The following is a 23,285-nucleotide window of genomic DNA, read 5'->3' on the forward strand; positions in this document are numbered from 1 at the left end:
CATCAGCCCCGCACGAAGGACAGTGAGGGCCGTCGACGAGGACGGTCCACGGCGCGGGACGGCGCCGGAATCGGCGCACCGGGCGCCGGACTGGAGCGGGTGCCTCGCTTCGGGGGAACGGAAGGAGTGTGAGGCAGATGGGGATCGTGATTTTCCTGGTGATCTGTGCAGGGGTGATCGGTCTGGTGGCCCTGGCCTCGCGGAACGGCGGCGGCGGCGGAGGCCGTGGCGGACGGCGTTCCGGCGGTTCGAGCGGGGGCAGCTGGTGGGCCGGCGGCGACGCGGGCTCCGGCTTGGGCGGGCATCACGGGGGCGGGCACCACGGTGGGCACCATGGCGGTGGCTCGTGCGGCGGTGGTTCCTCCTGCGGCGGTGGTTCCTCCTGCGGTGGTGGCGGCGGCGGTGGCGGCTGCGGTGGTGGCGGCGGAGGTTCCTGAGCCGACCACGGTCACTGAGACAGCGGCTCTCGCTCCAACTCCGCTTGCGGGGAAGGGCTGTTGCTGACTGCATATGCGCCTGGCGGGTGCTGGCGATCACGCCAACACCCGCCAGGCGCTTGGTTGTTGAACAACTGAACTGCATGGCCCCCGAGCGGATGGAAACCCGGCGAAGATGGGTAAAAGCGCTGTGGACGACAGGGCTTTCATGATTCCCTCTCCCTGGAGAATCCCCCAGTTCTCCGATCCCACGTGGGCACGAGCCGGCAGGCATTCGGACATCCATCCCTGGCCTTCAACGGGCGGGCCGGCCCACCATTCCACTGCGTGCTTGCGGAGCCGACCCATGCTCACCACTTTGCAGACGGCGTACACCGATACCCGTGCCTCCGACCTGGCCTGGGCGCTGGGCAGGGAACCCCTGCCCGCCCTCGCCGTACTCGATCTTCAACTCCATGGTGCCCAGGTGCAGTTGAGGCTGCTCGGCGCCTCTCACCAGGTGCTTCTCGAAGAGGAGCGCGGCACCTGTTCCGAAACGGTCGCCTGTATGCCGGGCAGCAGCACACCGCTGCCGCTGGGTGTGGCCAAACGGCTCGGCGACTGGGAATACGAATTCGCCGCCCATGTGGAGACGCTGTCGCGCGGCTCGTTCGCGGGGCGTGCGCAGGAATTGCTCGCCCTGGTGGCCGAGCATCCGCACGGCCTCGCCGGTACGTTCCCGGGCTCGCCGCACGCCTTCACCGCGATGCTGGCGCAGCGTCAGCAGGGGCAGGTGCGCTGGCGGACCTGGCACGCGTATCCGCAGGAGGGCCGCTTGGTGGCCACCCGCACCCGCGTGGGCGTACGGACGGCGGTCGCGGCGGTCTAACCGGGGAGGGCGAAAGTAACCGGTCCGGTCGGCCGGAGGGGGCGCGGGGCATGGGGAGTGCGAGGGGCGCGAGGGGTGTGCGCCGAGGGCGTGGATGTCCGATGGGGCGTGGACGGGTGTGGTGTGCGCGGCCTGACGGTCCGGACGGGGCGCGGAGGCGCCCGCTGCGCCCCGTGCACCGGCAACGCCCCAATTGGTCCGTGTAGCCCGCGGACTGCACCCGTGTGGGTGACGTAGGGCCACGGAATCGTCACGTAGCGTTCACGTTATGAGCGACCCGCCAGAGCCGGTTCTCCCCGGCGCCCCCGGGGTGCCGGAGGCCATGACACCGGCACGGCTGCCCGTGCCGGCCGGGCCGGGCCGGCTGCTCGTCCTCGCCGTCGTCTTCGTCTGCGCCGCCTGCGGACTGGTCTACGAACTCGAACTGGTCGCCCTGGCCACGTACTTGGTCGGTGACTCCGTCACCCAGGCGTCGGTCGTGCTGTCCGTCATGGTCTTCGCGATGGGCGTCGGGGCGCTGCTCGCCAAGCGGCTGCGCTGCCGGGCGGCGGTCGGCTTCGGTGCGATCGAGGCCGGTCTGGCACTGGTCGGCGGCTGCTCCGCGATGGCGCTCTATGCCTGCTTCGCATGGTTCGGCCAGTCCCGCTCCGCGCTCGTCGGCTTCTCCCTGGCCATCGGCATCCTGATCGGTGCCGAGGTGCCGCTGCTGATGACGCTGATCCAGCGGGTGCGCCGGCAGGACGCGGGCGGCGCGGTCGCAGACCTCTTCGCCGCGGACTATGTCGGCGCGCTCGTCGGGGGGCTGGCCTTTCCCTTTCTGCTGCTGCCGAGCTTCGGCCAGCTGACCGGGGCGCTGCTCACCGGCGGTGTCAACGCGGTGGCCGGGGGCGTGCTGGTGCTGTGGCTCTTCCGCCGCGATCTGAGCGGCCGCGCCCGCTGGGCACTGTCCGCCGCCAACGCCCTGGTCCTCGCGCTGCTCGCCGCGGGGATGGTGCTGGCCCCACCGTTCGAACGGGCCGCCCGGCAGGCGGTGTACGGCTCCTCGGCCCGGGTCGCGGTGCAGACCGGCATCCAGGAGGTCGTGATGACCGGCGGCACGGGGGCCGGAGCCGGTGCGGGGCGCGGGAGGAAAGGTTCCGGCGGGCCGCTGGCGCTGTATCTGGACGGCCGGCTCCGCGTCAGCGCGGAGAACGAGTTCCGCTATCACGAAGCGCTGGTGCATCCGGCGATGGCGGGCGGTCCGCACCGCCGGGTGCTGGTCCTCGGCGGCGGCGACGGCCTCGCGGTGCGCGAGATCCTCCACCACCGTTCGGTCCGCTCGGTGACCGTCGTCGAACTCGACCCCGGTGTCCTGCGGCTGGCGCGCACCGATCCCGGCCTCTCCCGTCTCAACCACCGCTCGCTCGGTGATCCGCGGGTGCATGTGGTGACCGCGGATGCCTTCGACTGGCTGCGGCAGCAGGGCCTGCGCGGGCGGCGGCCGGCGCCGTACGACGTCATCGTCTCCGACCTCCCCGACCCCGGGATCGCCGCGTGCACCAAGCTCTACTCACAGGAGTTCTACGGCCTCGCGGCGCGGCTGCTGGCCCCTGACGGGCGGCTGGTGGTGCATGCCGGGCCGCCGGTCGAGCGGGCACGGCTGTACTGGACGGTGGAGTCGACCCTCCGGTCGGTGGGCCTGGCGACCGTGCCGTACCGCCTGTCCGGCCGGCCCGCGGGGTTCTCCGGCGGCCCGGACCGCACGGTGGACGCGGCTCCGCCGGTGGACGCGGAGGTGCCCGCCGCCAGGCCGGCGGCGGGCCGGGACCGTTACTGGGGCTTCGTGCTGGCGGCGCGGCATCCGCCGCGGTTCGGTCTGGCGCCCGATGCGCCGCCGCCGGCGGGCCTGAGCCACGAGGAGTTGCAGGCGGGCCGACGCGGGGAGGCCCGGGACCGGATGCCCGGACTGCCGGCGTCGACGCTGATGCATCCGCGGTATCTCGACTGAGCGAACGGGGCGGGTCCCGGGCGGGTCCGGGTCCGGCCGGGCGGACGCCGAGCGGGGTGCGCGGTGGGGGCGGAGGGCGTGCGGGGGCCGGGGCGGCCGCGCAGAAATATCTGTGTGGGCAGGCACGGGGTGCGGGGGCGCTGGGTAGGCTCCCATGTCATGGAGCATGAGGTGTACGTTCCGTTTCCCGTCGGGACCGTGCGGCAGGCGCTCAGCGAGCCGGAGCGGGTGGCGCGCTGTGTCCCAGGAGTCCAGCTCGACGCCGACGCGGCCCCGCGATCCCCGGTGGGCCGGCTGCGGCTGCGTATCGGAAGCTCCACCATCACCTATCGCGGCACGCTGACGGTCAGCGGCGCCGCGGATGACAGACCCGGCGACGCCGACGCCGCTGACGGTGCGGCCGCCACGGTGACCGTGGAGGCGAAGGGCACCGAGACCCGGGGCGACGGGTCGGTCGCGCTGACCCTGGCCGTACGGCTCTCCCCGGCCACCGAGCCCGGCCCCGGTACGACGCTGACCTGCTCGGGCACGGTCCACGGCGACGGCCGGCTCGCCGAGGCCACCGACCACGCCGCCGAAGCCGCCGGGCGCCGGCTGCTGGACCGCTTCGCGGAGAACCTGGCGGCGGATCTGCGGAAGCGGCCCGTGGAAGGGCAGGCCGGCGAGGACGGTCCGGACCGGGGCGCCGCCGAGGTGACCGCCCCGGGGGTGGGCGACACCGAGGTGCCGCCGTCGCCGGCTCCGCTCAGTGACGAGGACGCCGTCGAAGCGGCGGACACCGGCGACGCGGCCGATGCCGTCGAGGACCTCGACGCAGGGGACGCGGCGGACGCGGTCCACGCCGCGCACGATGCGCACCCCGAGCACGCCTACGGCCACGATGCGGACGACCTCGCCCCCGCCGAGGCCGCGCACGCCCGCCGGACGATGATCGGGCGCAGCGCGGAGGAGGTCGACCACGCCCCGCCGCGCGGGCGGTACGCACCGGTGCCCGCGCCCGAGCAGAACGGCACCTCCGCGACCCTGCGCTGGGCGGCGCCCGCCGCCGCGGTGGTGCTGGCGTCCGCCGTGGTCGTCGGCCGGATGCTGCGCCGACGCCGCTGACCGGCCGCCGCCGGACCCGGCGTTGACGGGTGCGGCGGGCGACGGCGGACGGTCATGGCGTTCCGCGCCGGGCCCGGCACTGCCCGTAGGGTCGGTCCCGTGAGTACCGACAACACCCCGCAGAGCGCAGCGCCCACACCGGCGCCGAAAGGCGTACGGCTGGCCGCGGGCGACACCGAACTGACCGTCCACCCGGACAACGGCTGCCGGATCGCCAGTCTTCGTGTCGGCGGTACGGAGCTGCTGCGGCAGGGCGCCAAGTACGGCTGTTTCCCGATGGTTCCGTGGTGCGGACGGATCGAGCACGGGCAGTTCCGCAATGGCGGCGAAGTGCATCGGATGCCGCTCAACGCCGCGCCGCACGCCATCCACGGCACCGGCCGCAACCTCCGCTGGCGGACGGCGCGTTCGAGCGCCACGGAGGCGGTCTTCACCTACGAGCTCGCCGATCCGGCGGCGCCCTGGCCGTACCCGGGGCGGGTGACCCAGCTCGTCGAGCTCGCCGCGGACGGTGGCTCGCTCACCCTCACCATGGGCGTCGAGACGACCGGCGACTCGTTCCCCGCGCAGGCCGGGTGGCACCCCTGGTTCCTGCGGAATCTCGGTGAGGGCGGCGAGGACGCACGCCTCGACTTCGCGCCCGAGTGGCAGGAGGAGCGCGGGGACGACCATCTCCCGACCGGCCGGCGGACCGTGCCGCAGCCGGGCCCCTGGGACGACTGTTTCGGCATGCCGCAAGGGGTCGAGGCCACGCTCACCTGGCCGGGCCGGCTGGAGCTGAAGGTCGCCAGCCGCGCCGAGTGGGTGGTGGTCTACGACGAGCAGGAGGCCGCGGTCTGTGTGGAGCCGCAGTCCGGACCGCCCAACGGTCTCAACACCCTGCCGCGCCTGGTCACGCCCATCGAGCCGCTGGAGATCTCCACGACCTGGAGCTGGCGGAGCCTCGCGCAGGACACCGCCTAAGCTCGTGCGCATGAGTGACGACGTGCGCGGCGAGCTGCTGCAACAGATCAAGGACAAGGCCGTGGTGCACGGCAAGGTGACGCTTTCCTCCGGCAAGGAGGCCGACTACTACATCGACCTGCGCCGGATCACCCTGGATGGCGAGGCGGCACCGCTGGTCGGTCAGCTGATGCTGGAGATCACCGCTGATCTGGATTACGAGGCGGTCGGCGGTCTGACGCTCGGTGCCGACCCGGTCGCGACGTCGATGCTGCATGCCTCCGCCGTGCGCGGCGGCCGGCTGGACGCGTTCGTCGTCCGCAAGGCGCAGAAGGCCCACGGTATGCAGCGCCGTATCGAGGGCCCGGACATCAAGGGCCGCCGGGTCCTGATCGTCGAGGACACCTCCACCACCGGCGGCTCCCCGCTGACCGCCGTCGAGGCGGCGCGTGAGGCGGGCGCCGAGGTCGTTGCGGTGGCAACGATCGTCGACCGGGGTGCCGCGTCGGCCATTGCCGAGGCCGGGCTCCCCTACATCACCGGCTACGAGCTCGGCGACCTCGGCCTGAGCTGAGTCCGCCCCGGCCTGAGCCGAGTCCGCCCGACGGGCCGCTTCGGACCGGGAAAACCGCGCTGAGCTGCGGCTTTACCTATGGGCGGCTGGTTTCACGTGAAACCAGCCGCCCACACTGCGGGACGGCCGGGCGCGGGATGTGGAGCAAATCGCCGAGTCTGGGAAGATGTGCTCGGCGAAGTCCTCGCCCCCTGGTCAGGGCCAAGAACGCAACCCGCACACACAAGGAGCGGACAGATGCCCATCGCAACTCCCGAGGTCTACAACGAGATGCTGGACCGGGCGAAGGCAGGAAAGTTCGCCTACCCGGCCATCAACGTCACGTCGACGCAGACGCTGCACGCCGCGCTGCGCGGGTTCGCCGAGGCCGAGAGCGACGGCATCATCCAGATCTCCACCGGTGGTGCGGAGTTCCTGGGCGGCCAGTACAACAAGGACATGGTGACCGGCGCGGTCGCGCTCGCCGAGTTCGCGCACATCGTGGCCGAGAAGTACGACGTCACCGTCGCGCTGCACACCGACCACTGCCCCAAGGACAAGCTCGACGGCTACGTACGCCCGCTGCTGGACATCTCCGCGGAGCGCGTGGCCAAGGGCCAGAACCCGCTGTTCCAGTCCCACATGTGGGACGGCTCGGCCGAGAACCTGGCCGACAACCTGGCCATCGGCCAGGAGCTGCTCGCCAAGGCCGCCGCCGCCAAGATCATCCTTGAGGTCGAGATCACCCCGACCGGTGGTGAGGAGGACGGCGTCACCCACGAGATCAACGACGAGCTCTACACCACGGTCGACGACGCGCTGCGCACCGCTGAGGCGCTGGGCCTGGGCGAGAAGGGCCGCTACCTGCTCGCGGCCTCCTTCGGCAATGTCCACGGCGTCTACAAGCCGGGCAATGTCGTGCTCCGCCCCGAGCTGCTGAAGGACCTCCAGGAGGGCGTCGGCGCCAAGTACGGCCAGACCGCCCCGTTCGACTTCGTCTTCCACGGCGGCTCCGGCTCCACCCCGGAGGAGATCGCCACCGCGCTGGAGAACGGCGTGGTCAAGATGAACCTGGACACCGACACCCAGTACGCCTTCACCCGCCCGGTCGCGGACCACATGTTCCGCAACTACGACGCTGTGCTGAAGGTCGACGGCGAGGTCGGCAACAAGAAGCACTACGACCCGCGCAGCTGGGGCAAGCTGGCCGAGGCCGGCATGGCCAAGCGCGTCACCGAGGCCTGCGCCAACCTGCGCTCCACCGGCACCAAGATCAAGTAAGCGCGGGACGGCCGTTCACCGGCCGCCCTCGTCGCGCACAAGGGCTCCGCATCCGCCGGGATGCGGAGCCTTTTGCGTGCCGGGTGACGCAGGGCGGGCGAGCGGACGCGGATACGGGCATGCTCGCGGTATGAGCGAACCGAGTGCGCCCGGCGCGGTCCGGCTGGCCTCGGCACAGGGCCGATGGGTGCTGGCGACGGCCGTGCTGGGGTCCGGCATGGCGATGCTCGACAGCACCGTCGTCAATGTCGCACTGCCCAGGATCGGCGAGGACCTCGACGCGGATCTGGCGGTCCTTCAGTGGACCGTCACCGCCTACATGCTCACCCTCTCGTCGCTGATCCTGCTGGGCGGTGCCCTCGGCGACCGCTTCGGCCGGCGCCGGGTCTTCGTGATCGGCGTGGTGTGGTTCGCCGCGGCCTCGCTGCTGTGCGGGCTCGCGCCGAACGCCGGGGTGCTGATCGCGGCCCGCGCGCTCCAGGGCGTCGGCGGGGCGCTGCTCACCCCCGGCTCGCTGGCGCTGATCCAGGCCGTCTTCCACCCCGACGACCGGGCGCGGGCGGTCGGCTCCTGGTCGGGGCTGGGCGGGGTGGCCGCGGCGGTCGGCCCGTTCATCGGCGGCTGGCTGGTGGACGGCGCCGGCTGGCGGTGGGTGTTCTTCCTGAACGTGCCGCTGGCGGCGGTGTGTGTGCCGGTGGCGCTGCGGCATGTCCCCGAGACCCGGGAGCGGGACGCGCGCGAGCGCCGCGGCTTCGATGTGCAGGGCGCGGTGCTGGGGGCGCTGGCGCTGGCCGGGGTGACCTATGCGCTGATCGCCGCGCCGGTCGGGGGCGCCGGGCCCGGCGTGATCATTCCGGCGGTGGCCGGAGTGCTGCTCGGGGTGCTCTTCGTCCATGTCGAGCGGCGGCGGACGGACCCGATGCTGCCGCCTGCCATCTTCGGCATCCGGCTGTTCTCGGCCGTCAACGCGGTGACGGTGTGCGTCTACGCGGCGTTCGGCGGCTTCTTCTTCCTTGCCGTGCTCCAGCTCCAGGTCGTGGTGGGGTACTCGGCGCTGGCGGCCGGTACCGCGCTGCTGCCCACCACCGTGCTGATGCTGCTGCTGTCCGCCCGCTCCGGACAGCTGGGGCAGCGCATCGGGCCGCGGATCCCGCTCACCGTCGGGCCGCTGCTGTGTGCCGTGGGGATGCTGCTGATGACGCGGGTGGGCCGGGGCGCCTCGTACTTCGCCGATGTGCTGCCCGCGCTGCTGGTGCTGGGCGCGGGGATGGTGACGCTGGTCGCGCCGCTCACCTCGACCGTGCTGGCGTCGGTGGACGTGGACCGGGCGGGCCTGGCCAGCGGGATCAACAACGCGGCGGCGCGGGCCGCGAGCCTGGTGGCGGTGGCCGCACTGCCGCTGCTGGCGGGCATCGGACCGGAGGCCTACCGCTCGGCCGACGCATTCGGCGCGGCCTTCCGGCGGGCCATGCCGCTGTGCGCGGGCATCCTGGTGATCGGCGCGCTGATCGCCCTGCTGACCGTACGCAGCAATGTCCTGCGCGCCGAACCGGGTGCCGAGCAGCCGTGCCGGGCGGAGACGACCTACCACTGCGGGGTGAGCGCACCGCCGCTGGATCCGGGCGAGACGAAGACCCGGGAGCCGTCGCGGCTGCCGGGCGCCGGGGGGCCGGGACGGCCTGCCGAGGGGGCGTAGGGCACGCGGTGGTGGGCGTAGTACGTACCGTGGCCGCCGGCCGAGGGGCCGTAGAACACGCCATGCCTCCGGCCACCGGCCCGTATCCGTCATCCGTCATCCACCCGCCGTACCCCCCCCCGGGGCGGATGATCCCGGCCGCTCCCCACCCCGCCCCGGGGACCAGGCAGACTGGTAGCCATGGCCATTCACGAGAATCTGCTCGGGGGACCGCCCCCGACCCATCTGCCCGACGACCCGGAGCCCCGCGAGCTGCTCGCCGGCGGCGCGGCACCGTCCGACGTCGCCGCGAAGTACCCGACCTCCTCCCTGGCCTGGGCGCAGCTCGCCGACGACGCGTTCGAGCAGGGCCGCGTCGTCGAGTCGTACGCCTACGCCCGCACCGGCTACCACCGCGGCCTGGACTCGCTGCGCCGGGCCGGCTGGAAGGGCCACGGCCCGGTGCCGTTCGAGCACGAGCCCAACCGCGGCTTCCTGCGGGCGCTGCACGCCCTCGCCCGCGCCGCACAGACGATCGGCGAGCAGGACGAGTACGAGCGCTGCTCGACCTTCCTGCGGGACTCCTCGCCGACCGCGGCCGACACTCTCACCTGAGGGTCCGCCGCCCGGTTCCGCCGCCGGGGAGCCGTCAGCTCCCCCGCCGGGGAGCGCCGGGCATGATCAACGGGCCGGCCGCGTGATCGCGGTCGGCCCTTGCGCGGTCGCAGTCCAGCACGGATGATTTCCAGTGGGCCGGGTCATCCCGCGCCCGAGGGGACCGGGGCTCCCGAGCCGACTAGGAAGGGGCGGACCGCTACCCGGTAGTTCGCACTTGAGGAGTCCCTCATGTCGCAGCCGTCTCCCATCGACCCCGTGGAGAGCGCGTCCACCGCACCCGCAGCGGGTTCGGTACCGGCCGACGCCGTCGAGCCCGACCCGCCGTTCGCCCCGGATCTCAGCATCGGCAGCAGCAGCACGACCCCGTACGAGGACTATGTCCAGGCGGGTGTCCTCACCCACCTCCAGCACCCGCTCTCCGACGACCCCGGCGAGATGGTCTTCCTGGTCACCACCCAGGTCATGGAGCTGTGGTTCACGGTCATCGTCCATGAGTGGAGCACCGCCGCCGAGGCGCTGCGCCGCGACGACCTGACGGTGGCGAGGGACGCGCTGCGCCGCTCCACCTACGAGCTGGAGGCGCTGAACGCCGCCTGGAAGCCGCTCGCCCGGCTGACCCCGGCCCAGTTCAACGCCTATCGCAGCGCGCTCGGCGAGGGCTCCGGCTTCCAGTCCGCCATGTACCGGCGGATGGAGTTCCTGCTCGGCGAGAAGTCCGCTTCGATGCTGGTGCCGCACCGCGGCGCGTCGCGGGAGCACGCCGAGCTGGAGAAGGCCCTCCAGGAGCCGAGCCTGTGGGACGAGGTGCTGCGGCTGCTCGCGCGCCGTGGCCATGCCGTCCCGGACGCCGTGCTCCAGCGGGATCCTGCGCTGCGCTACGAGGCGGACCCGGCCGTCGAGGCGGTCTGGGCCGGCATCTACGCGGGCTCGCAGGAGTGCGAACTCGTCCAGCTGGGCGAGGCGCTGACCGATGTCGCCGAGCTGGTCTGGCGCTGGCGCAACGACCACCTGGTGGCGACCCGGCGGGCGATGGGAGCGAAGATGGGCACCGGTGGTTCCGCGGGAGTGGCCTGGCTGGAGAAGCGGGCCCGCAAGAACGTCTTCCCCGAGCTGTGGACGGCGCGCAGCCATGTCTGAGACCCCGGAATTCCCCGACGGCCCCGGCCGCCACGAGCCCTCGCGGGCCCGTGAACTGACCGCGCGCGCCGCGGAGCGGGACGCCGCCGACCCGCTCGCCGCGATCCGCGACCGCTTCGTCCTCGATGCCGCGCCCGACCATGCCTCCGGCGATGCCGGTGTCTATCTCGACGGCAACTCCCTCGGCGCACTGCCCCGCGCGGTGCCGGGACGCATCGCCGATGTCATCGCCCGCGAGTGGGGCGAGCTGCGCATCCGGTCCTGGACCGAATCCGGCTGGTGGACCGCGCCCGAGCGGATCGGCGACAAGATCGCGCCGCTGATCGGGGCCGGACCGGGCCGGGTGGTGGTCGGCGACTCGACCAGCGTCAACCTCTTCAAGGCCCTGGTCGGCGGCGTCCGGATGGCCGGCAAGGGCTGTACGGAGATCCTCGTCGACGCCACGACCTTCCCGACCGACGGCTATATAGCCCGGTCCGCGGCCCGGATGACCGGCCTCGCGGTGCGTCCGGTCGAGCCCGCGCGGATCGCCGACGAGGTCACCGAACGGACCGCGCTGGCGCTGGTCAACCACGTCGACTACCGCACGGGCCGGCTCAACGACCTGCCCGGCATCACCCACGCGCTGCACTCCGCGGGCGCGCTCGCCGTCTGGGACCTGTGCCACAGCGCCGGCGCGCTGCCGGTCGGCCTCGATGCCCACCACGTCGACCTCGCCGTCGGCTGTACGTACAAGTACCTCAACGGCGGCCCGGGTTCGCCCGCCTACCTCTACATCCGCGAAAGCCTCCAGGAGCGGTTCGAATCGCCGCTGCCGGGCTGGAACTCGCACGCGGACCCGTTCGCCATGGATCCCTCCTACACCCCTGCCGAGGGCATCGCGCGCGGCCGGGTCGGCACCCCGGACATCCTGTCGCTGCTCGCGCTGGAGGCGGCGCTGGAGGTCTGGGACGGGGTGTCCATCGAGGCCGTACGCACCAAGAGCCTCGCCCTGACCGACTTCTTCCTGGAGTGCGTGAACGCCTACGTACCGGCGGGCCGGGTCCGCTCCGTCACCCCGCACGACCATCAGCGGCGCGGCAGCCAGGTGTCGCTGGAGTGCTCCGCCCAGCTCTCCACTTCGGTCGAGCAGGGAGGTACCCCCACGGCCGCAGAGGTGATGGACGAGCTGATCCGCCGCGGGGTGGTCGGTGACTTCCGCCCACCCGACGTGCTGCGCTTCGGGTTCACCCCGCTCTACACCTCCTTCGCGGACGCGGAGCGGGCGGCGTGGGTGCTCGGCGAGGTGCTGGGGGCGCTGCCCGACGTCGAGTCCGGGGCGGCCGGGGCCGCCGGGTGAGCGTGGCGGACGAGGAGCCGGCGCTGCTGGGGCTCGCCCCGGTGGCGCCGGACCGGACGGTGGCCTACGGGTCGCATCCGGACCAGATCGTCGATCTGTATGTGCCGCGGGCGGCCGACGGCGCGCGGGCGGAGGCGGCGGGCGGGCCGCTGGTCGTCCTCCTGCACGGCGGCTTCTGGCGCGCGGCCTACGACCGCCGCCATCTGTCGCCGCTCGCCGCCGACCTGGCCCGGCGGGGGCTGCCCGTCGCGCTCGCCGAGTACCGCAGGGTCGGTGCGGGCGGCGGGGCGCCGCGGACGTTCGAGGACGTCACGGCGGGCATCGCGACGGCGGTGCGCGAGGTGCCCGGGGCCGGGGAGGTGGTCCTGGTCGGCCACTCCGCGGGCGGCCATCTCGCGCTGCTCGCCGCCGCCCGCCCCGGCACGCCCGTATCCCGCGTCCTCGCCGTCTCGCCGGTCGCGGACCTCGCGCGCGCCCATGCGCTGGGCCTGAGCGACGGCGCGGTGGCCGAGCTGATCGGACCCGGGCCCGGCCTCGCGGACCGTATTGCCGCGGCCGACCCGGCGTGCCGCCCGCCCGCCGGCGTCCCGGTCACGATCCTGCACGGCACCGACGACCCGGACGTCCCGCTCGACCTCTCCCGCCGCTACGCCGCCCGCAGCCCGGCCACCACGGAGCTGCGCGAGCTGCCCGGCGTCGGCCACTACGCCCCCGTCACCCCCGGCAGCCCCAGCTGTCACACGCTCCTCGCATTCCTGCACGCCACGTAGTACTTGAGGCGGACTCCGGTAGATCCCCACTGGTGGGGACGCCCAGGGGTCTGTCGTTGCTTACCGTTGTCAGCGTGAACGACACGACCCAGACGCAGAGCCACCTGCGCTCAGAGGCCCGGATAGCCCATGGCGCGCTGCACCGGCTGCGCCAGGACCTGTTCGTCGACGCCTTCGCCTTCCGTCCGATGCCGCCGCTGGAGGACGCCAAGCTGTCCCGGTGGCTGCCGTTCCTGCCGAAGCGGCTGCGGCACTGGGCGCGCTGGCTGCCGCACTTCGTCGTCGGCTTCTTCTCGGTGTGTGTCTTCCTGGGGAATCTCGCCGACACCTCCGGGCCCGGCGCGCTGCGCGGCATCCTGGTCACCGGCTTCAGCGCGCTGGTCGCCGCCGGGCCGATGCTCACGCTCTTCCGCCCGGTGGGCGCCTACTGGCTGTCGGTGGGCGCGTTCATCGTGTCGGCGGTCACCTACTCGGCCCTCTCGTCTCCGTTCGCCAGCGTCGTCGGGGCGGTGGCCTTCCCCACCCACCTCGCCGTGATGGTCCTGGTGGTGCTGCGCACCCGGCCCCGGCTGGCCGTCGAGATGTGGCTGGTCTCCTTCGCCACGGCGGCCGTGCTGACGGCGCTCCTCGGCAAGGACACGGGCGATCTGCCGCCGGTCGCGGTCTTCTGCGGTGTGGTGCTGGTCTCCGCCGCCGCGGTCCGCGCCTGGCGCGAGGAGCGCCGCGAGGTCCTCGCGAACCGGTCCGCCACCGCGGAGGAGCGTTCGCGCCGCACGCTCCTGGAGGAGCGCGCCCTCATCGCCCGTGAGCTGCACGATGTCGTCGCCCACCACATGTCCGTGATCGCCATCCAGGCCGAGGCGGCCCCCTACCGCGTCAAGGACACCCCGCCGGAGCTCGCCACGTCCTTCGCGACGATCCGGGAGAACGCCGTCGCCGCGCTCGCCGAGCTGCGCCGCATCCTCGGCGTGGTCCGCTCCGCCGACCCGGACGCCTTCGCCGACAGCGATCCGGAGGCGCCGCAGCCCACGCTCGCCAGCCTCGACGCGCTGCTCGACAGCGTCCGCAGCGCCGGGCTGACCGTCGAGGTGGTGACCACCGGCGCGCCCCGGCCGCTGCCGCAGGGCGTGGAGCTGTCCGCGTACCGGATCGTGCAGGAGGCGCTGAGCAATGCGCTGCGGCACTCGCCGGGCGCCGACGCCCGGGTGGAGATCTCCTATGTGCTGGGCGGGCTGGGCGTGCGTATCGTCAACGGTGCGCCGAGCCGCCTCGCCAAGCCCTCGCCCGGCGCGGGCCACGGGGTGCTGGGGATGCGGGAGCGGGTGCAGATGCTGGGCGGCGAGATAACGGCAGACAACACCGCGGACGGCGGCTTCGAGGTCGCGGCCTTCCTCCCGGTGATGAACACGACGGCGAAGAACACGTCCAGGGGGATGCGGCCATGATCCGGGTACTGATCGTCGACGACCAGGTGATGGTCCGTGAGGGCTTCTCGGTCCTGCTCAACGCCATGCCCGACATCGAGGTCGTCGGGGAGGCGGTCGACGGCCGCCAGGCGGTGCACAAGGTCGCGGTGCTCAAGCCCGATGTCGTGCTGATGGACATCCGGATGCCGGAGATGAACGGCCTGGAGGCGACCCGCGAGATCGTGGCCGCCGACGCGGACGCCAAGGTGCTGGTGCTGACCACCTTCGACCTGGACGAGTACGTCTACCAAGCGCTGCGCTCCGGGGCCAGCGGCTTCCTCCTCAAGGACGCCTCGGCCGGCCAGCTCGCCGAGGGCGTCCGCATCGTCGCCTCCGGCGAGGCCCTGCTCGCCCCCACCGTCACCAAGCGCCTGATCTCGGAGTTCTCCCGGCTGGGCACCCCGCGCGCGCCCGCCCAGGAACGCATCGGCGATCTCACGGAGCGCGAGACCGAGGTGCTGGTGCTGGTCGCCCAGGGCCTGTCGAACAGTGAGATCTCCGAGCATCTCGTCGTCGCCGAATCCACCGTGAAGACGCATGTCAGCCGCATCCTGGTGAAGCTGGGGCTGCGCGACCGCACGCAGGCGGCGGTCTTCGCGTACGAGGCGCGGTTGGTGACGCCCGGGGGCTGAGGCCGCCGCACCCGAGGCTCCCCGTGGGCCGCCGGCGGGCGAGACCGGCGGCCCGGACCCGGGCCTTACGGCTGGGGGACCTCCCGCACCAGCTTCGAGGTCCAGGGGCACCAGATCAGCCCGGGGAGGAAGGGGCCGCCGGCCTCGTCCAGATGCTCCTCGACATAGGGCGTGGTGGCGTCACAGACCTCGATGGCGAAGTCGAAGAAGTCGATCGTGTCCGGGCGCAGATGGAAGCTCCAGCGCCAGTTGTACGGGGCGGGGCGCTTGTCGATCCGGCCGATGACATGCGGCTCCGAGCTGGACGCGCCGCTCAGCAGGTCCCGTGCATGCTGGATCTTCCGGGGATCGGTGAGCTTGATGACGAATTCCTCCCGGGTGACGTCCGTCATCACGAAGTAGGCCGCAGACTCGGCCTGTGTGCGGTGTGCGGCGTCGCTCGCCTGCTTGCCCTGGGCGGGCCCGGCCGCCGTGACGGCGAGCAGTGCCGCCGCCGCGAGCATGCCGATCCTGGTGGTGATACGTCGCATGAACCCCTCCGGTGCCGCGGGTCGTGGTCACGACCGTGCGTACGGAAAGTAACGGGTGTGTCACCGACTGCTCCAGAGTTACTACGGGTTATCGCGCGGCCAGGTGAAATGGCGAAGGGTGACTGGCGCCCGGGAGATTTCTGTGCTGTATCCACAGCCTGTGGATACAGCGGGCCGATGCGGCGTCCCGCGTAGAAGTGCGCCGCCGGAGTCCGCTACAGCTCCGACGGCGCACGTATACGGGGGGCGGCCGGCCGCAGGAGGGCCGGCCGCCGGGGGATCAGCCGATGTCGCGCCGGCGCAGGCCCGCCAGGCCCACGAGGGCGAGCAGGGCGGACAGGGCCAGCAGCCAGAAGAACGGGGCGGCGGTGGCGTCGGTGCCGGGGAGCTTGGGGAGGTGGCCGTACGGCGAGAGGTTCATGGCCCACCGGGGGAACTTGAGGGAGGGGCCGATCCAGCCGATGGCCAGACAGCCGCCGACCAGGGCCCAGACGGCGCCGGTGGCCTGGGGGAGCAGGCCGAAGACGAGGACCGCCAGACCGGTGAGCGTCCAGACGGCCGGAACCTGGGAGAGGGCGGCAGCCAGGACCGGGCCGAGCTTGCCGCCGAGGTCGTCGGCCGAGAGGCCGTAGGCGAGCCCCAGGCCCAGTCCGCCGGAGGCCAGGATGACGGCGGTGCCCGCGTACGCGAGGACCAGATGGCTGGCCGCCCAGCGCAGCCGCCCCACCGCGCCGGCCAGCACCGGCTCCGCGCGCTCGCCGGTCTCCTCACCGCGCAGCCGCAGCACCGCACCGGCCGCATAGAGCGCCGCGACCATGCCGAGCATCCCGGTCATCGTGGCCAGGAAGGCGTCGGTCAGGCCCTGCTGACCGCCCATCCGCTCGACGATCTCGCGGGTCTGCCGATTGCCGCCGACCAGGTCGGAGGCGCCCTCGGCGATACCGCCGAAGACCCCGCCCGCGCACAGGAAGCCGAGCGTCCAGCCCAGCAGGGTGGTGCGCTGAAGCCGCCAGGCCAGGCCGAAGGGGCCGCTCAGCGAGCGGGGCGCGACGGCCGGTCCGGGGCGGGCGGGCAGAAAGCTCATGCCGAGGTCACGGCGGGCGGTCAGCGCGTAGGAGGCGAAGACGGCCAGGGCGGTCGCCGCCAGGAAGAGCGGGACGATCCACCAGCGTTCGCCGGCGTACGGCCGGACGTTCTGCGCCCAGCCGATCGGGGAGACCCAGGTGAGGGGGGAGGACGCCGACGGATCGGCGGCGTCGCCCGCGGCGCGCAGCGCGAAGGCGAGGCCGAGGACCGCGCCGGTCAGGCCCTTGGCCGGCCGCGCGCTCTCGGTCAACTGGGCGGCGACGGCGGCCAGGCCGGCGAAGAGCAGGCCGGCGCAGCCGATGGCGAGGCCGAGCGCGAGGGAGCCTTCGGCCGGCTGACCGGATGCGGCCAGCCCGCCCGCGATCATCAGGGCGAGCGCGGTGTCGGCGGCCAGGGCCGTCAGCAGGGCCGCGGTCAGGGGCGCGCAGCGGCCGACCATGGCGGCGGAGAGCAGCTCCTGACGGCCCGTCTCCTCCTCCTCGCGGGTGTGCCGGACGACGATCAGCAGGCTCATCACCGCGGCGAGGACGGCGCCGAGGCCGGCCATCCGCCAGGCGACCAGACCGCCGACGGAGTCGCCGAAGACCGGCCCGTACAGCGCGCGCAGGGAGCCGTTGCCGTTCATCGACGCGGCCAGTGCGGCGCGTTGGGCGGCGGTGCCGTAGACCGCCTCGAAGGACGAGCCCATGGCGGCGACGGCCGGCCCGAGGGTCAGCACCCAGGCCGGGATCAGCACCCGGTCGCGGCGCAGCGCGAGGCGCAACAGGGCGCCGGTGCCCGCCAGATGACCAGAGCGCGCGGCGGGTGCGGGGAGGGTTGCGGCCATGGCGGTCATCGTGCGACCGCCTCGTGGCTGCGGGCGTCGTCCTGGTAGTGGCGCAGGAAGAGCTCTTCCAGAGTGGGCGGGGTGGTGGTGAGGCTGCGGACGCCGGTGGTGCCGAGCGAGCGCAGTACGGCGTCGAGCTTGTCGGTGTCGACCTGGAGCCGGACGCGGTGGCCGGCACTTCCCCGGAGCGGCTGTGTGGACAGGCCGTGGACGCCGGGGAGCGCGGCCAGGCCGTTGGGCGGTCCGGCGAGTTCGGCGATGACCGAGGTGCGGGTCAGATGCCGCAGCTCGCCCAGTGAGCCGGACTCGACGGTCCGCCCCTTGCGGATGATGCTGATGCGGTCGCAGAGCGCCTCGACCTCCGACAGCACATGGCTGGAGAGCAGCACCGTACGGCCGCGGTCGCGCTCCTCGGCGACGCAGCTCTGGAAGACCTCCTCCATCAGCGGGTCGAGCCCGGAGGTCGGCTCGTCGAGGATGAGCAGATCGACGTCCGAGGCGAACGCGGCGACCAGGGCGACCTTCTGACGGTTGCCCTTGGAGTACGTCCGCCCCTTCTTGGTGGGGTCGAGTTCGAACCGCTCCAGGAGTGCGGCCCGCCGCGCGCCGTCCAGTCCTCCGCGCAGCCGGCCGTAGAGATCGATGACCTCGCCGCCGGAGAGATTGCGCCACAGGGTCACATCGCCGGGGACGTAGGCGATGCGGCGGTGCAGCTCGACGGCGTCCTGCCAGGGGTCCTTGCCCAGGAGCCGGGCCGTGCCGCCGTCGGCGCGCAGCAGACCGAGCAGGACGCGGATCGTCGTGGACTTCCCGGCGCCGTTGGGTCCGAGGAAGCCGTGTACCTCACCGGCCCCCACATGCAGATCGAGGCCGTCCAGCGCGTGGGTGCGGCCGAAGGACTTGTGGAGACCGTCGACCCGGATCGCGGGAGCGGGAGAGATTGCCTTGGTCATGCTTTGGAAGGTACGTTAACTTCACAAATTTGTGAAGTTAAGAAACCGTATAAAGTTGGGGTGGGTGGCTCTGATCAGGGGAGATGATGCGGACATGAGCGAGCAGCAACAGCGGAGCGCGGACCGGACCGAGGGCGCCCCCCAGGATCCCGGCGACGTCCGGCCCGAGGGCAGGCGCGACGACAAGCGCGATGACAAGCGCGATGACGAGGCGGTCTCACAGTTCGTCGAGCGGTTCGCCGCACAGCTGGTCGAGGCCGGTATGCAGCGGATGTCCGCCCGTGTCTTCGCCTGTCTGCTGGCCTCCGACTCCGGCGTGCTGACATCCGCCGAACTCGGCGAGCGCCTCCAGGTCAGCCCCGCCGCCGTCTCCGGCGCGATCCGCTATCTCTCCCAGGTCGACATGGTCAGCCGGGAGCGCGAGCCGGGCTCCCGCCGCGACCGCTACCGCGTGCACAGCGACCAGTGGTACGAGGCCATGGCGCGCCGGGACAACATCCTCACCCGCTGGGAGGGCACCCTGCGCGACGGGGTCGAGAGCCTCGGCGAGGACTCCCCGGCGGGCCGCAGGATGAACGAGACGCTCGTCTTCTTCGAGTTCCTCCAGAAGGAACTCGCCGGACTGTTGCAGCGCTGGCGCGAGCACCGCGACCAGATCCGGGCCGAGTACGGCGACGCCCGCTGAGGCGCGGCCCGGCACTCACCCCCGCGGCAGCTGAAGCCGCCAGGCCTCCGGCTGGAGGGTCCACGTACGGGTCCTGACCGGTCCGCCGACCACCGCGTCCGCCCGGTAGTGGAAGTCCGCCCCGGACACCGTCACCGCCCGCGCCCGGGCCCGCACCGGCCGGCCCCCGCCCGGCCAGTGCACCACGACCTCGGCCAGCTGCCCGCCGTCACCGGCGCCGGACCACGGCCCGTCCGCCCGGTTCCGTCCGCCGGGCACCACCGACACCCCGCGCACCGGCCGGTCCAGATCCGCCAGCAGCACCCCGTCCGCCTCGATCCGCAGCCGCTGCTGCGGCACCCGTGCACGCCGCCCGCCCAGCCCCGCGGCCGGCGCCGCCAGCAGCGCCAGCGCCGTACGGGCGGTCCGCGCGGCCGGCTTCCACCACGGCCGGTGCCCGTCGAGGCCGCCGGTCAGGCCGTCGCGCCCCTCCAGGGCATCCCTCGGATCGGTCGGCGCCACCGCGGGGGCCGCCACCACCTCGATCCGGTGGCCCGGCCGGGCCACCTCGCTCCCGCAGGGGATCCGCAGGCCGCCGAGCACAATGCCGTCGCTGTCGTCCGAGAGCAGATCCATCGGCCGCTCCCCGCCGTCCAGAACGGCCCGCGCGGCGGCCACCGTGTCCGTGGGGATGCCCAGGGCGCGGCTCATCGCGACGGCGGCCGGAGCCCCGACCGGGACCATCGACAGCGGCACCCCGGCCAGCTCGCGTTCCTTGTGCAGCAGGCCCACCACCCGCAGCAGCGCCCGGTCGTCACCGATCACCACCGGCCGCCGGTGGCCGCGCCGGGCCAGGATCCGGGCGAATTCCTCCGGCCCGTCCGGAAGGCAGATTTTCGCCCCCGCGCCCGCGCACAGGACATCCTTCGCGATCCGCACGGACTCACCGTCCGTACTGCGGGCGACCGGGTCGATGACCACGAGCAGGGGGTACCCCCGAACGGAGTCCACGGGAGAGTGCCCAGAAGGCTGCGCCGACACCTCGGTCCTTCCTCAGGTAGCATCTCGGTGCAAGAGCCCCTTGCGCTATTGCGCCAGGGGCTTCGTCTATTCCGGGGCACCGGTCCGACGGCTCTAGCGATGACGTCCGCGTGAACACACATGCCGACGCCATCCACGCACGTTGGACATGCCCCGCCCGGAAGGGGTGTACGCCTGTGCCCGCACTTGTGCTGCTCGGTGCTCAGTGGGGTGATGAGGGCAAGGGAAAGGCCACCGATCTGCTCGGTGGGTCCGTTGACTATGTGGTGCGCTACCAAGGCGGCAACAACGCCGGCCACACGGTCGTCGTCGGCGACCAGAAGTACGCGCTGCACCTTCTCCCTTCCGGAATCCTCTCGCCGGGGTGCACCCCGGTCATCGGCAACGGTGTCGTGGTCGACCCGGCGGTCCTGCTCTCCGAGCTGAGCGGACTCAACGAACGCGGCGTCGACACGTCCAAGCTGCTGCTCAGCGGTAACGCGCATCTGATCACGCCGTACAACATCACCGTCGACAAGGTGACGGAACGGTTCCTCGGCAAGCGGAAGATCGGCACCACCGGGCGCGGCATCGGCCCGACCTACGCCGACAAGATCAACCGTGTCGGCATCCGGGTGCAGGACCTCTACGACGAGTCGATCCTCACCCAGAAGGTCGAGGCGGCCCTCGAGGTCAAGAACCAGCTCCTCACCAAGCTCTACAACCGCCGCGCCATCGAGGCCGACCAGGTCGTCGAGGAGCTGCTGGGCTACGCCGACAAGATCAAGGGCTATGTCGTCGACACCACCCTGATCCTGAACAAAGCGCTCGACGACGACAAGGTCGTCCTCTTCGAGGGCGGCCAGGGCACGCTGCTGGACATCGACCACGGCACGTACCCCTTCGTCACGTCCTCGAACCCGACCGCGGGCGGCGCCTGCACCGGTGCCGGTGTCGGCCCCACGAAGATCAACCGCGTCATCGGCATCCTCAAGGCCTATACGACGCGCGTCGGCGCCGGTCCGTTCCCGACCGAGCTGTTCGACGAGGACGGCGAGGCGCTGCGCCGCATCGGCGGCGAGCGCGGTGTGACCACCGGCCGGGACCGCCGCTGCGGCTGGTTCGACGCGGTCATCGCCCGCTACGCCACCCGCGTCAACGGCCTGACGGACTTCTTCCTCACCAAGCTCGACGTGCTCACCGGCTGGGAGCAGATCCCGGTCTGCGTGGCCTACGAGATCGACGGCAAGCGCGTCGAGGAGCTGCCGTACTCGCAGACCGACTTCCACCACGCCAAGCCGGTCTACGAGATGCTCCCCGGCTGGTCCGAGGACATCACCAAGGCGAAGTCGTTCTCCGACCTGCCGAAGAACGCCCAGGCCTACGTCAAGGCGCTGGAGGAGATGTCCGGCGCCCCGATCTCCGCGATCGGCGTCGGCCCCGGCCGGGACGAGACGATCGAGATCAACTCGTTCCTGTCGTAGGGACACCGCCCCGGGGGACCTCCGCGGTCCCCCGGCACAGCGCAGCAGGCAGCCGCGCGGCTACTTCACCCTGGAGTAGCCGCGCGGCTGCTTGTCGTCGCCGAGGAACTCGCGGTGCAGGGTGCCGTCGCCGGCCAGACTGAGCACGGAGGTGCTGCTCGGGGTGCAGCCGGGCGCGGCCCGGTCGACGACCGACGGGCCGACGGTCAGCTTGCCGCCCTCCGCCGCGTAGAGGTCGGCGTGCGCCGTGCAGCGGCCGCCGCGGCCCACGACGACGGTGCTGAGGACCTTGCTGCCCGCCGCGGCCTGCCCGACGGTCAGCTGCTGGCTGCCGTAGCCGTCGTCGTTCGGCCGCCGCCAGGTGCCGAGGAAGCCGGCCGGGACGGTGCCGTCGGCCGGGGCGACGCGGTGCAGGGTTGCGGTGCGCCCGGCCGCGGCCCAGGTCAGGGTGCCGGCGCCGCCCTCCTCCAGGGTGTGCTCGCCCAGCGCGGCGCAGCGGCCGGCCGGGACGGACCGGACGACCGTGGTGTCCAGGTGCAGTGCCGGGTGCCCGTCCTGCCGGGTGACGGACACCAGCTTGCCGTCGCTGCGGCATTCGTAGGTCGCCCCGAGGCTGGTGCTGTTCGCGACCACCTCGCCGACCGTGCCGTGGGTGATCACGAACCGCCGCTGCTGCCCGGTGGGCGTCCCGTCCCGCAGCACCGGGCCCGACCAGGTGCCGACATAGCGGGCCGGGATGTCGGACGCGCCCGCTTCGGCGTCCGCCCCGCCGCTCAGCAGCGGGACCGCGGCGGCGGCCGTGGCGGCCGCGACGACGGCCGTGGCGACGAGGGGGAGCCGGCGACGGCGGCGGCGCCGCTCCGCCGCGGTGGGCGGCGGGGGCGGTGCGGGACTCGGCAGGGTCCTGGTGGTCAGCACCGTCGGCGGCTGGCCTCCGGGCGGGGTGTCGGTGTCCAGGAGGAGCACGGCGTGCTGCCCCAGGCGGGCGATCAGCTCGGCCGGCAGCCAGGGCGGGGCCGACGGGCCGCCGGGCACCGGCCCGAGACGCTCGGCGAGCTCTTCGGGGGCGGGCCGCGCCGCCGGGTCCTTGGCCAGGCAGTCCCGGATCAGGTCGCGGATGCCGTCCGGCGCGCCCCCCAGTTCGGGATCCTCCTGCGCGATCCTGAACATCACCGCATGGACGCCCGAGCCGAGGCCGCCGAACGGCTGCCGACCGGTCGCCGCGTACGCCAGCACCGACCCCACACAGAAGACGTCGCTGGCCGGGCCGACGCGGTGCCCCTGGACCTGCTCGGGCGACATGAAGGCGGGCGAGCCGAGGACCGTGCCGGTGCGGGTCTGGGTCTGGTCGCCGACCGCGTCCAGGGCCCGCGCGATACCGAAGTCGATGACCCGGGGGCCGTCGATGGTGAGCAGCACATTGGACGGCTTGAGGTCGCGGTGCACGAGGCCGACGCCGTGGATGTCGAGCAGCGCGCTGGACAGCCCGTATGCCAGCCGCCGCAGCGAGTGCTCGGGCAGCGGGCCGTAGCTGCCGGTGCGGCCGTACGAGCCGCCGACGACCTCGCTCAGCGTCGGGCCCGCGATATAGCCGGTGGCGACCCAGGGCACCGCGGCCTCGGTGTCGGCGTCCAGCACCGGCGCGGTCCAGCGCCCGCCGACCCGCCGCGCGGCCGCGACCTCGGCACGGAAGCGGTCCCGGAACTCCTCCTCGGCGGCGAGTTCGGCCTTCACCAGCTTCACCGCGACGGTCCTGCCGCCCTCGGAACGGGCGAGGTAGACCCGTCCCATCCCGCCGCTGCCGAGACGGCTGAGCAGCCGGTAGTCCCCGATCCACTGCGGATCGTCGGCCGTCAGCCCCCGCAGGCCGTCCATCCGGGCGCCCTCCCCCGTCTCGTTCCCGTGCCTGAGGC

20 protein-coding genes are annotated in these 23,285 nt (G+C 72.9%); 15 read left to right on the top strand and 5 right to left on the bottom strand.

What is annotated here, in order from left to right; genetic code table 11:
• Nucleotides 1–783: 783 nt before the first annotated feature.
• The 13 genes from M8I34_RS15710 to M8I34_RS15770 all read left to right on the top strand — a co-directional run bounded on the left by M8I34_RS15710 (nucleotide 784) and on the right by M8I34_RS15770 (nucleotide 14,809).
• Nucleotides 784–1,305, top strand: a complete 522-nt coding sequence (locus tag M8I34_RS15710; protein WP_244413831.1) for a DUF2617 family protein — start codon at nucleotides 784–786, stop codon at nucleotides 1,303–1,305.
• A gap of 268 nt (nucleotides 1,306–1,573) precedes the next feature.
• Nucleotides 1,574–3,292 (top strand): polyamine aminopropyltransferase, encoded by a 1,719-nt coding sequence (locus M8I34_RS15715; RefSeq protein WP_250050085.1) that lies wholly within the window; start codon nucleotides 1,574–1,576, stop codon nucleotides 3,290–3,292.
• Between the two features lie 159 nt (nucleotides 3,293–3,451).
• A complete protein-coding gene (locus M8I34_RS15720; RefSeq protein ID WP_250050086.1) occupies nucleotides 3,452–4,396 on the top strand; it encodes an SRPBCC domain-containing protein in 945 nt (314 codons plus the stop codon).
• 99 nt (nucleotides 4,397–4,495) lie between these two features.
• Nucleotides 4,496–5,359, top strand: coding sequence for an aldose 1-epimerase (locus M8I34_RS15725; protein ID WP_250050087.1), 864 nt, complete (start codon nucleotides 4,496–4,498; stop codon nucleotides 5,357–5,359).
• Nucleotides 5,360–5,369: 10 nt separating this feature from the next.
• Nucleotides 5,370–5,912, top strand: a complete 543-nt coding sequence (pyrE, locus tag M8I34_RS15730) for an orotate phosphoribosyltransferase (RefSeq protein WP_250050088.1) — start codon at nucleotides 5,370–5,372, stop codon at nucleotides 5,910–5,912.
• Nucleotides 5,913–6,149: 237 nt separating this feature from the next.
• Nucleotides 6,150–7,172 carry a class II fructose-bisphosphate aldolase gene (fbaA, locus tag M8I34_RS15735; protein WP_030989237.1) on the top strand — a complete coding sequence of 341 codons (1,023 nt, stop codon included), beginning with the start codon at nucleotides 6,150–6,152 and terminating at the stop codon, nucleotides 7,170–7,172.
• A gap of 130 nt (nucleotides 7,173–7,302) precedes the next feature.
• The gene (locus M8I34_RS15740; protein WP_250050089.1) at nucleotides 7,303–8,868 is read left to right on the top strand and encodes an MFS transporter; all 1,566 of its coding nucleotides are present in this window, start codon (nucleotides 7,303–7,305) and stop codon (nucleotides 8,866–8,868) included.
• 180 nt (nucleotides 8,869–9,048) lie between these two features.
• The gene (locus M8I34_RS15745) at nucleotides 9,049–9,462 is read left to right on the top strand and encodes a DUF3151 domain-containing protein (protein ID WP_250050090.1); all 414 of its coding nucleotides are present in this window, start codon (nucleotides 9,049–9,051) and stop codon (nucleotides 9,460–9,462) included.
• 231 nt (nucleotides 9,463–9,693) lie between these two features.
• The gene (locus M8I34_RS15750) at nucleotides 9,694–10,602 is read left to right on the top strand and encodes a tryptophan 2,3-dioxygenase family protein (RefSeq protein ID WP_250050091.1); all 909 of its coding nucleotides are present in this window, start codon (nucleotides 9,694–9,696) and stop codon (nucleotides 10,600–10,602) included.
• Nucleotides 10,595–11,941, top strand: coding sequence for a kynureninase (gene kynU, locus M8I34_RS15755; protein ID WP_250050092.1), 1,347 nt, complete (start codon nucleotides 10,595–10,597; stop codon nucleotides 11,939–11,941). The genes M8I34_RS15750 and kynU overlap by 8 nt, the downstream gene beginning before the upstream one ends.
• Nucleotides 11,938–12,711, top strand: a complete 774-nt coding sequence (locus M8I34_RS15760) for an alpha/beta hydrolase (protein ID WP_250050093.1) — start codon at nucleotides 11,938–11,940, stop codon at nucleotides 12,709–12,711. Before kynU ends, M8I34_RS15760 begins: the two co-directional genes overlap by 4 nt.
• 74 nt (nucleotides 12,712–12,785) lie before the next feature.
• The gene (locus M8I34_RS15765; protein ID WP_374210917.1) at nucleotides 12,786–14,156 is read left to right on the top strand and encodes a sensor histidine kinase; all 1,371 of its coding nucleotides are present in this window, start codon (nucleotides 12,786–12,788) and stop codon (nucleotides 14,154–14,156) included.
• A complete protein-coding gene (locus tag M8I34_RS15770) occupies nucleotides 14,153–14,809 on the top strand; it encodes a response regulator transcription factor (RefSeq protein ID WP_250050094.1) in 657 nt (218 codons plus the stop codon). The genes M8I34_RS15765 and M8I34_RS15770 overlap by 4 nt, the downstream gene beginning before the upstream one ends.
• Before the next feature lie 65 nt (nucleotides 14,810–14,874).
• Here M8I34_RS15770 and M8I34_RS15775 read toward each other — a convergent pair whose 3' ends face one another.
• The 3 genes from M8I34_RS15775 to M8I34_RS15785 form a co-directional block, all read right to left on the bottom strand.
• On the bottom strand, nucleotides 14,875–15,339 hold the full coding sequence (locus M8I34_RS15775) for a hypothetical protein (RefSeq protein WP_030086138.1): 465 nt from the start codon (nucleotides 15,337–15,339) through the stop codon (nucleotides 14,875–14,877).
• 280 nt (nucleotides 15,340–15,619) lie between these two features.
• Nucleotides 15,620–17,260, bottom strand: coding sequence for an ABC transporter permease (locus tag M8I34_RS15780; protein WP_250050095.1), 1,641 nt, complete (start codon nucleotides 17,258–17,260; stop codon nucleotides 15,620–15,622).
• Nucleotides 17,257–18,204, bottom strand: coding sequence for an ABC transporter ATP-binding protein (locus M8I34_RS15785; protein WP_250050096.1), 948 nt, complete (start codon nucleotides 18,202–18,204; stop codon nucleotides 17,257–17,259). The genes M8I34_RS15780 and M8I34_RS15785 overlap by 4 nt, the downstream gene beginning before the upstream one ends.
• Nucleotides 18,205–18,298: 94 nt before the next feature.
• On the opposite strand from M8I34_RS15785, the gene M8I34_RS15790 reads away from it, so the two are divergent.
• Entirely contained in the window at nucleotides 18,299–18,889 is a 591-nt protein-coding gene (locus tag M8I34_RS15790) for a GbsR/MarR family transcriptional regulator (RefSeq protein ID WP_250050097.1), read from the top strand.
• Between the two features lie 15 nt (nucleotides 18,890–18,904).
• On the opposite strand, the gene M8I34_RS15795 is transcribed toward M8I34_RS15790, so the two are convergent.
• Nucleotides 18,905–19,879, bottom strand: a complete 975-nt coding sequence (locus M8I34_RS15795; RefSeq protein ID WP_250050098.1) for an acylglycerol kinase family protein — start codon at nucleotides 19,877–19,879, stop codon at nucleotides 18,905–18,907.
• A 206-nt stretch (nucleotides 19,880–20,085) separates the two neighbouring features.
• On the opposite strand from M8I34_RS15795, the gene M8I34_RS15800 reads away from it, so the two are divergent.
• Nucleotides 20,086–21,372: an adenylosuccinate synthase gene (locus tag M8I34_RS15800; protein WP_053210145.1), complete on the top strand. Its 1,287-nt coding sequence runs from the start codon at nucleotides 20,086–20,088 to the stop codon at nucleotides 21,370–21,372.
• Nucleotides 21,373–21,432: 60 nt separating this feature from the next.
• Here the strand turns inward: M8I34_RS15800 and M8I34_RS15805 are convergent, their stop codons facing one another.
• The gene (locus M8I34_RS15805) at nucleotides 21,433–23,247 is read right to left on the bottom strand and encodes a serine/threonine-protein kinase (protein ID WP_250050099.1); all 1,815 of its coding nucleotides are present in this window, start codon (nucleotides 23,245–23,247) and stop codon (nucleotides 21,433–21,435) included.
• Nucleotides 23,248–23,285 lie beyond the last annotated feature (38 nt).

Origin of the sequence: Streptomyces sp. MCA2, from assembly GCF_023544705.1 — a bacterium.
GTDB classification, from domain to species: Bacteria; Actinomycetota; Actinomycetes; order Streptomycetales; family Streptomycetaceae; genus Streptomyces; species Streptomyces decoyicus.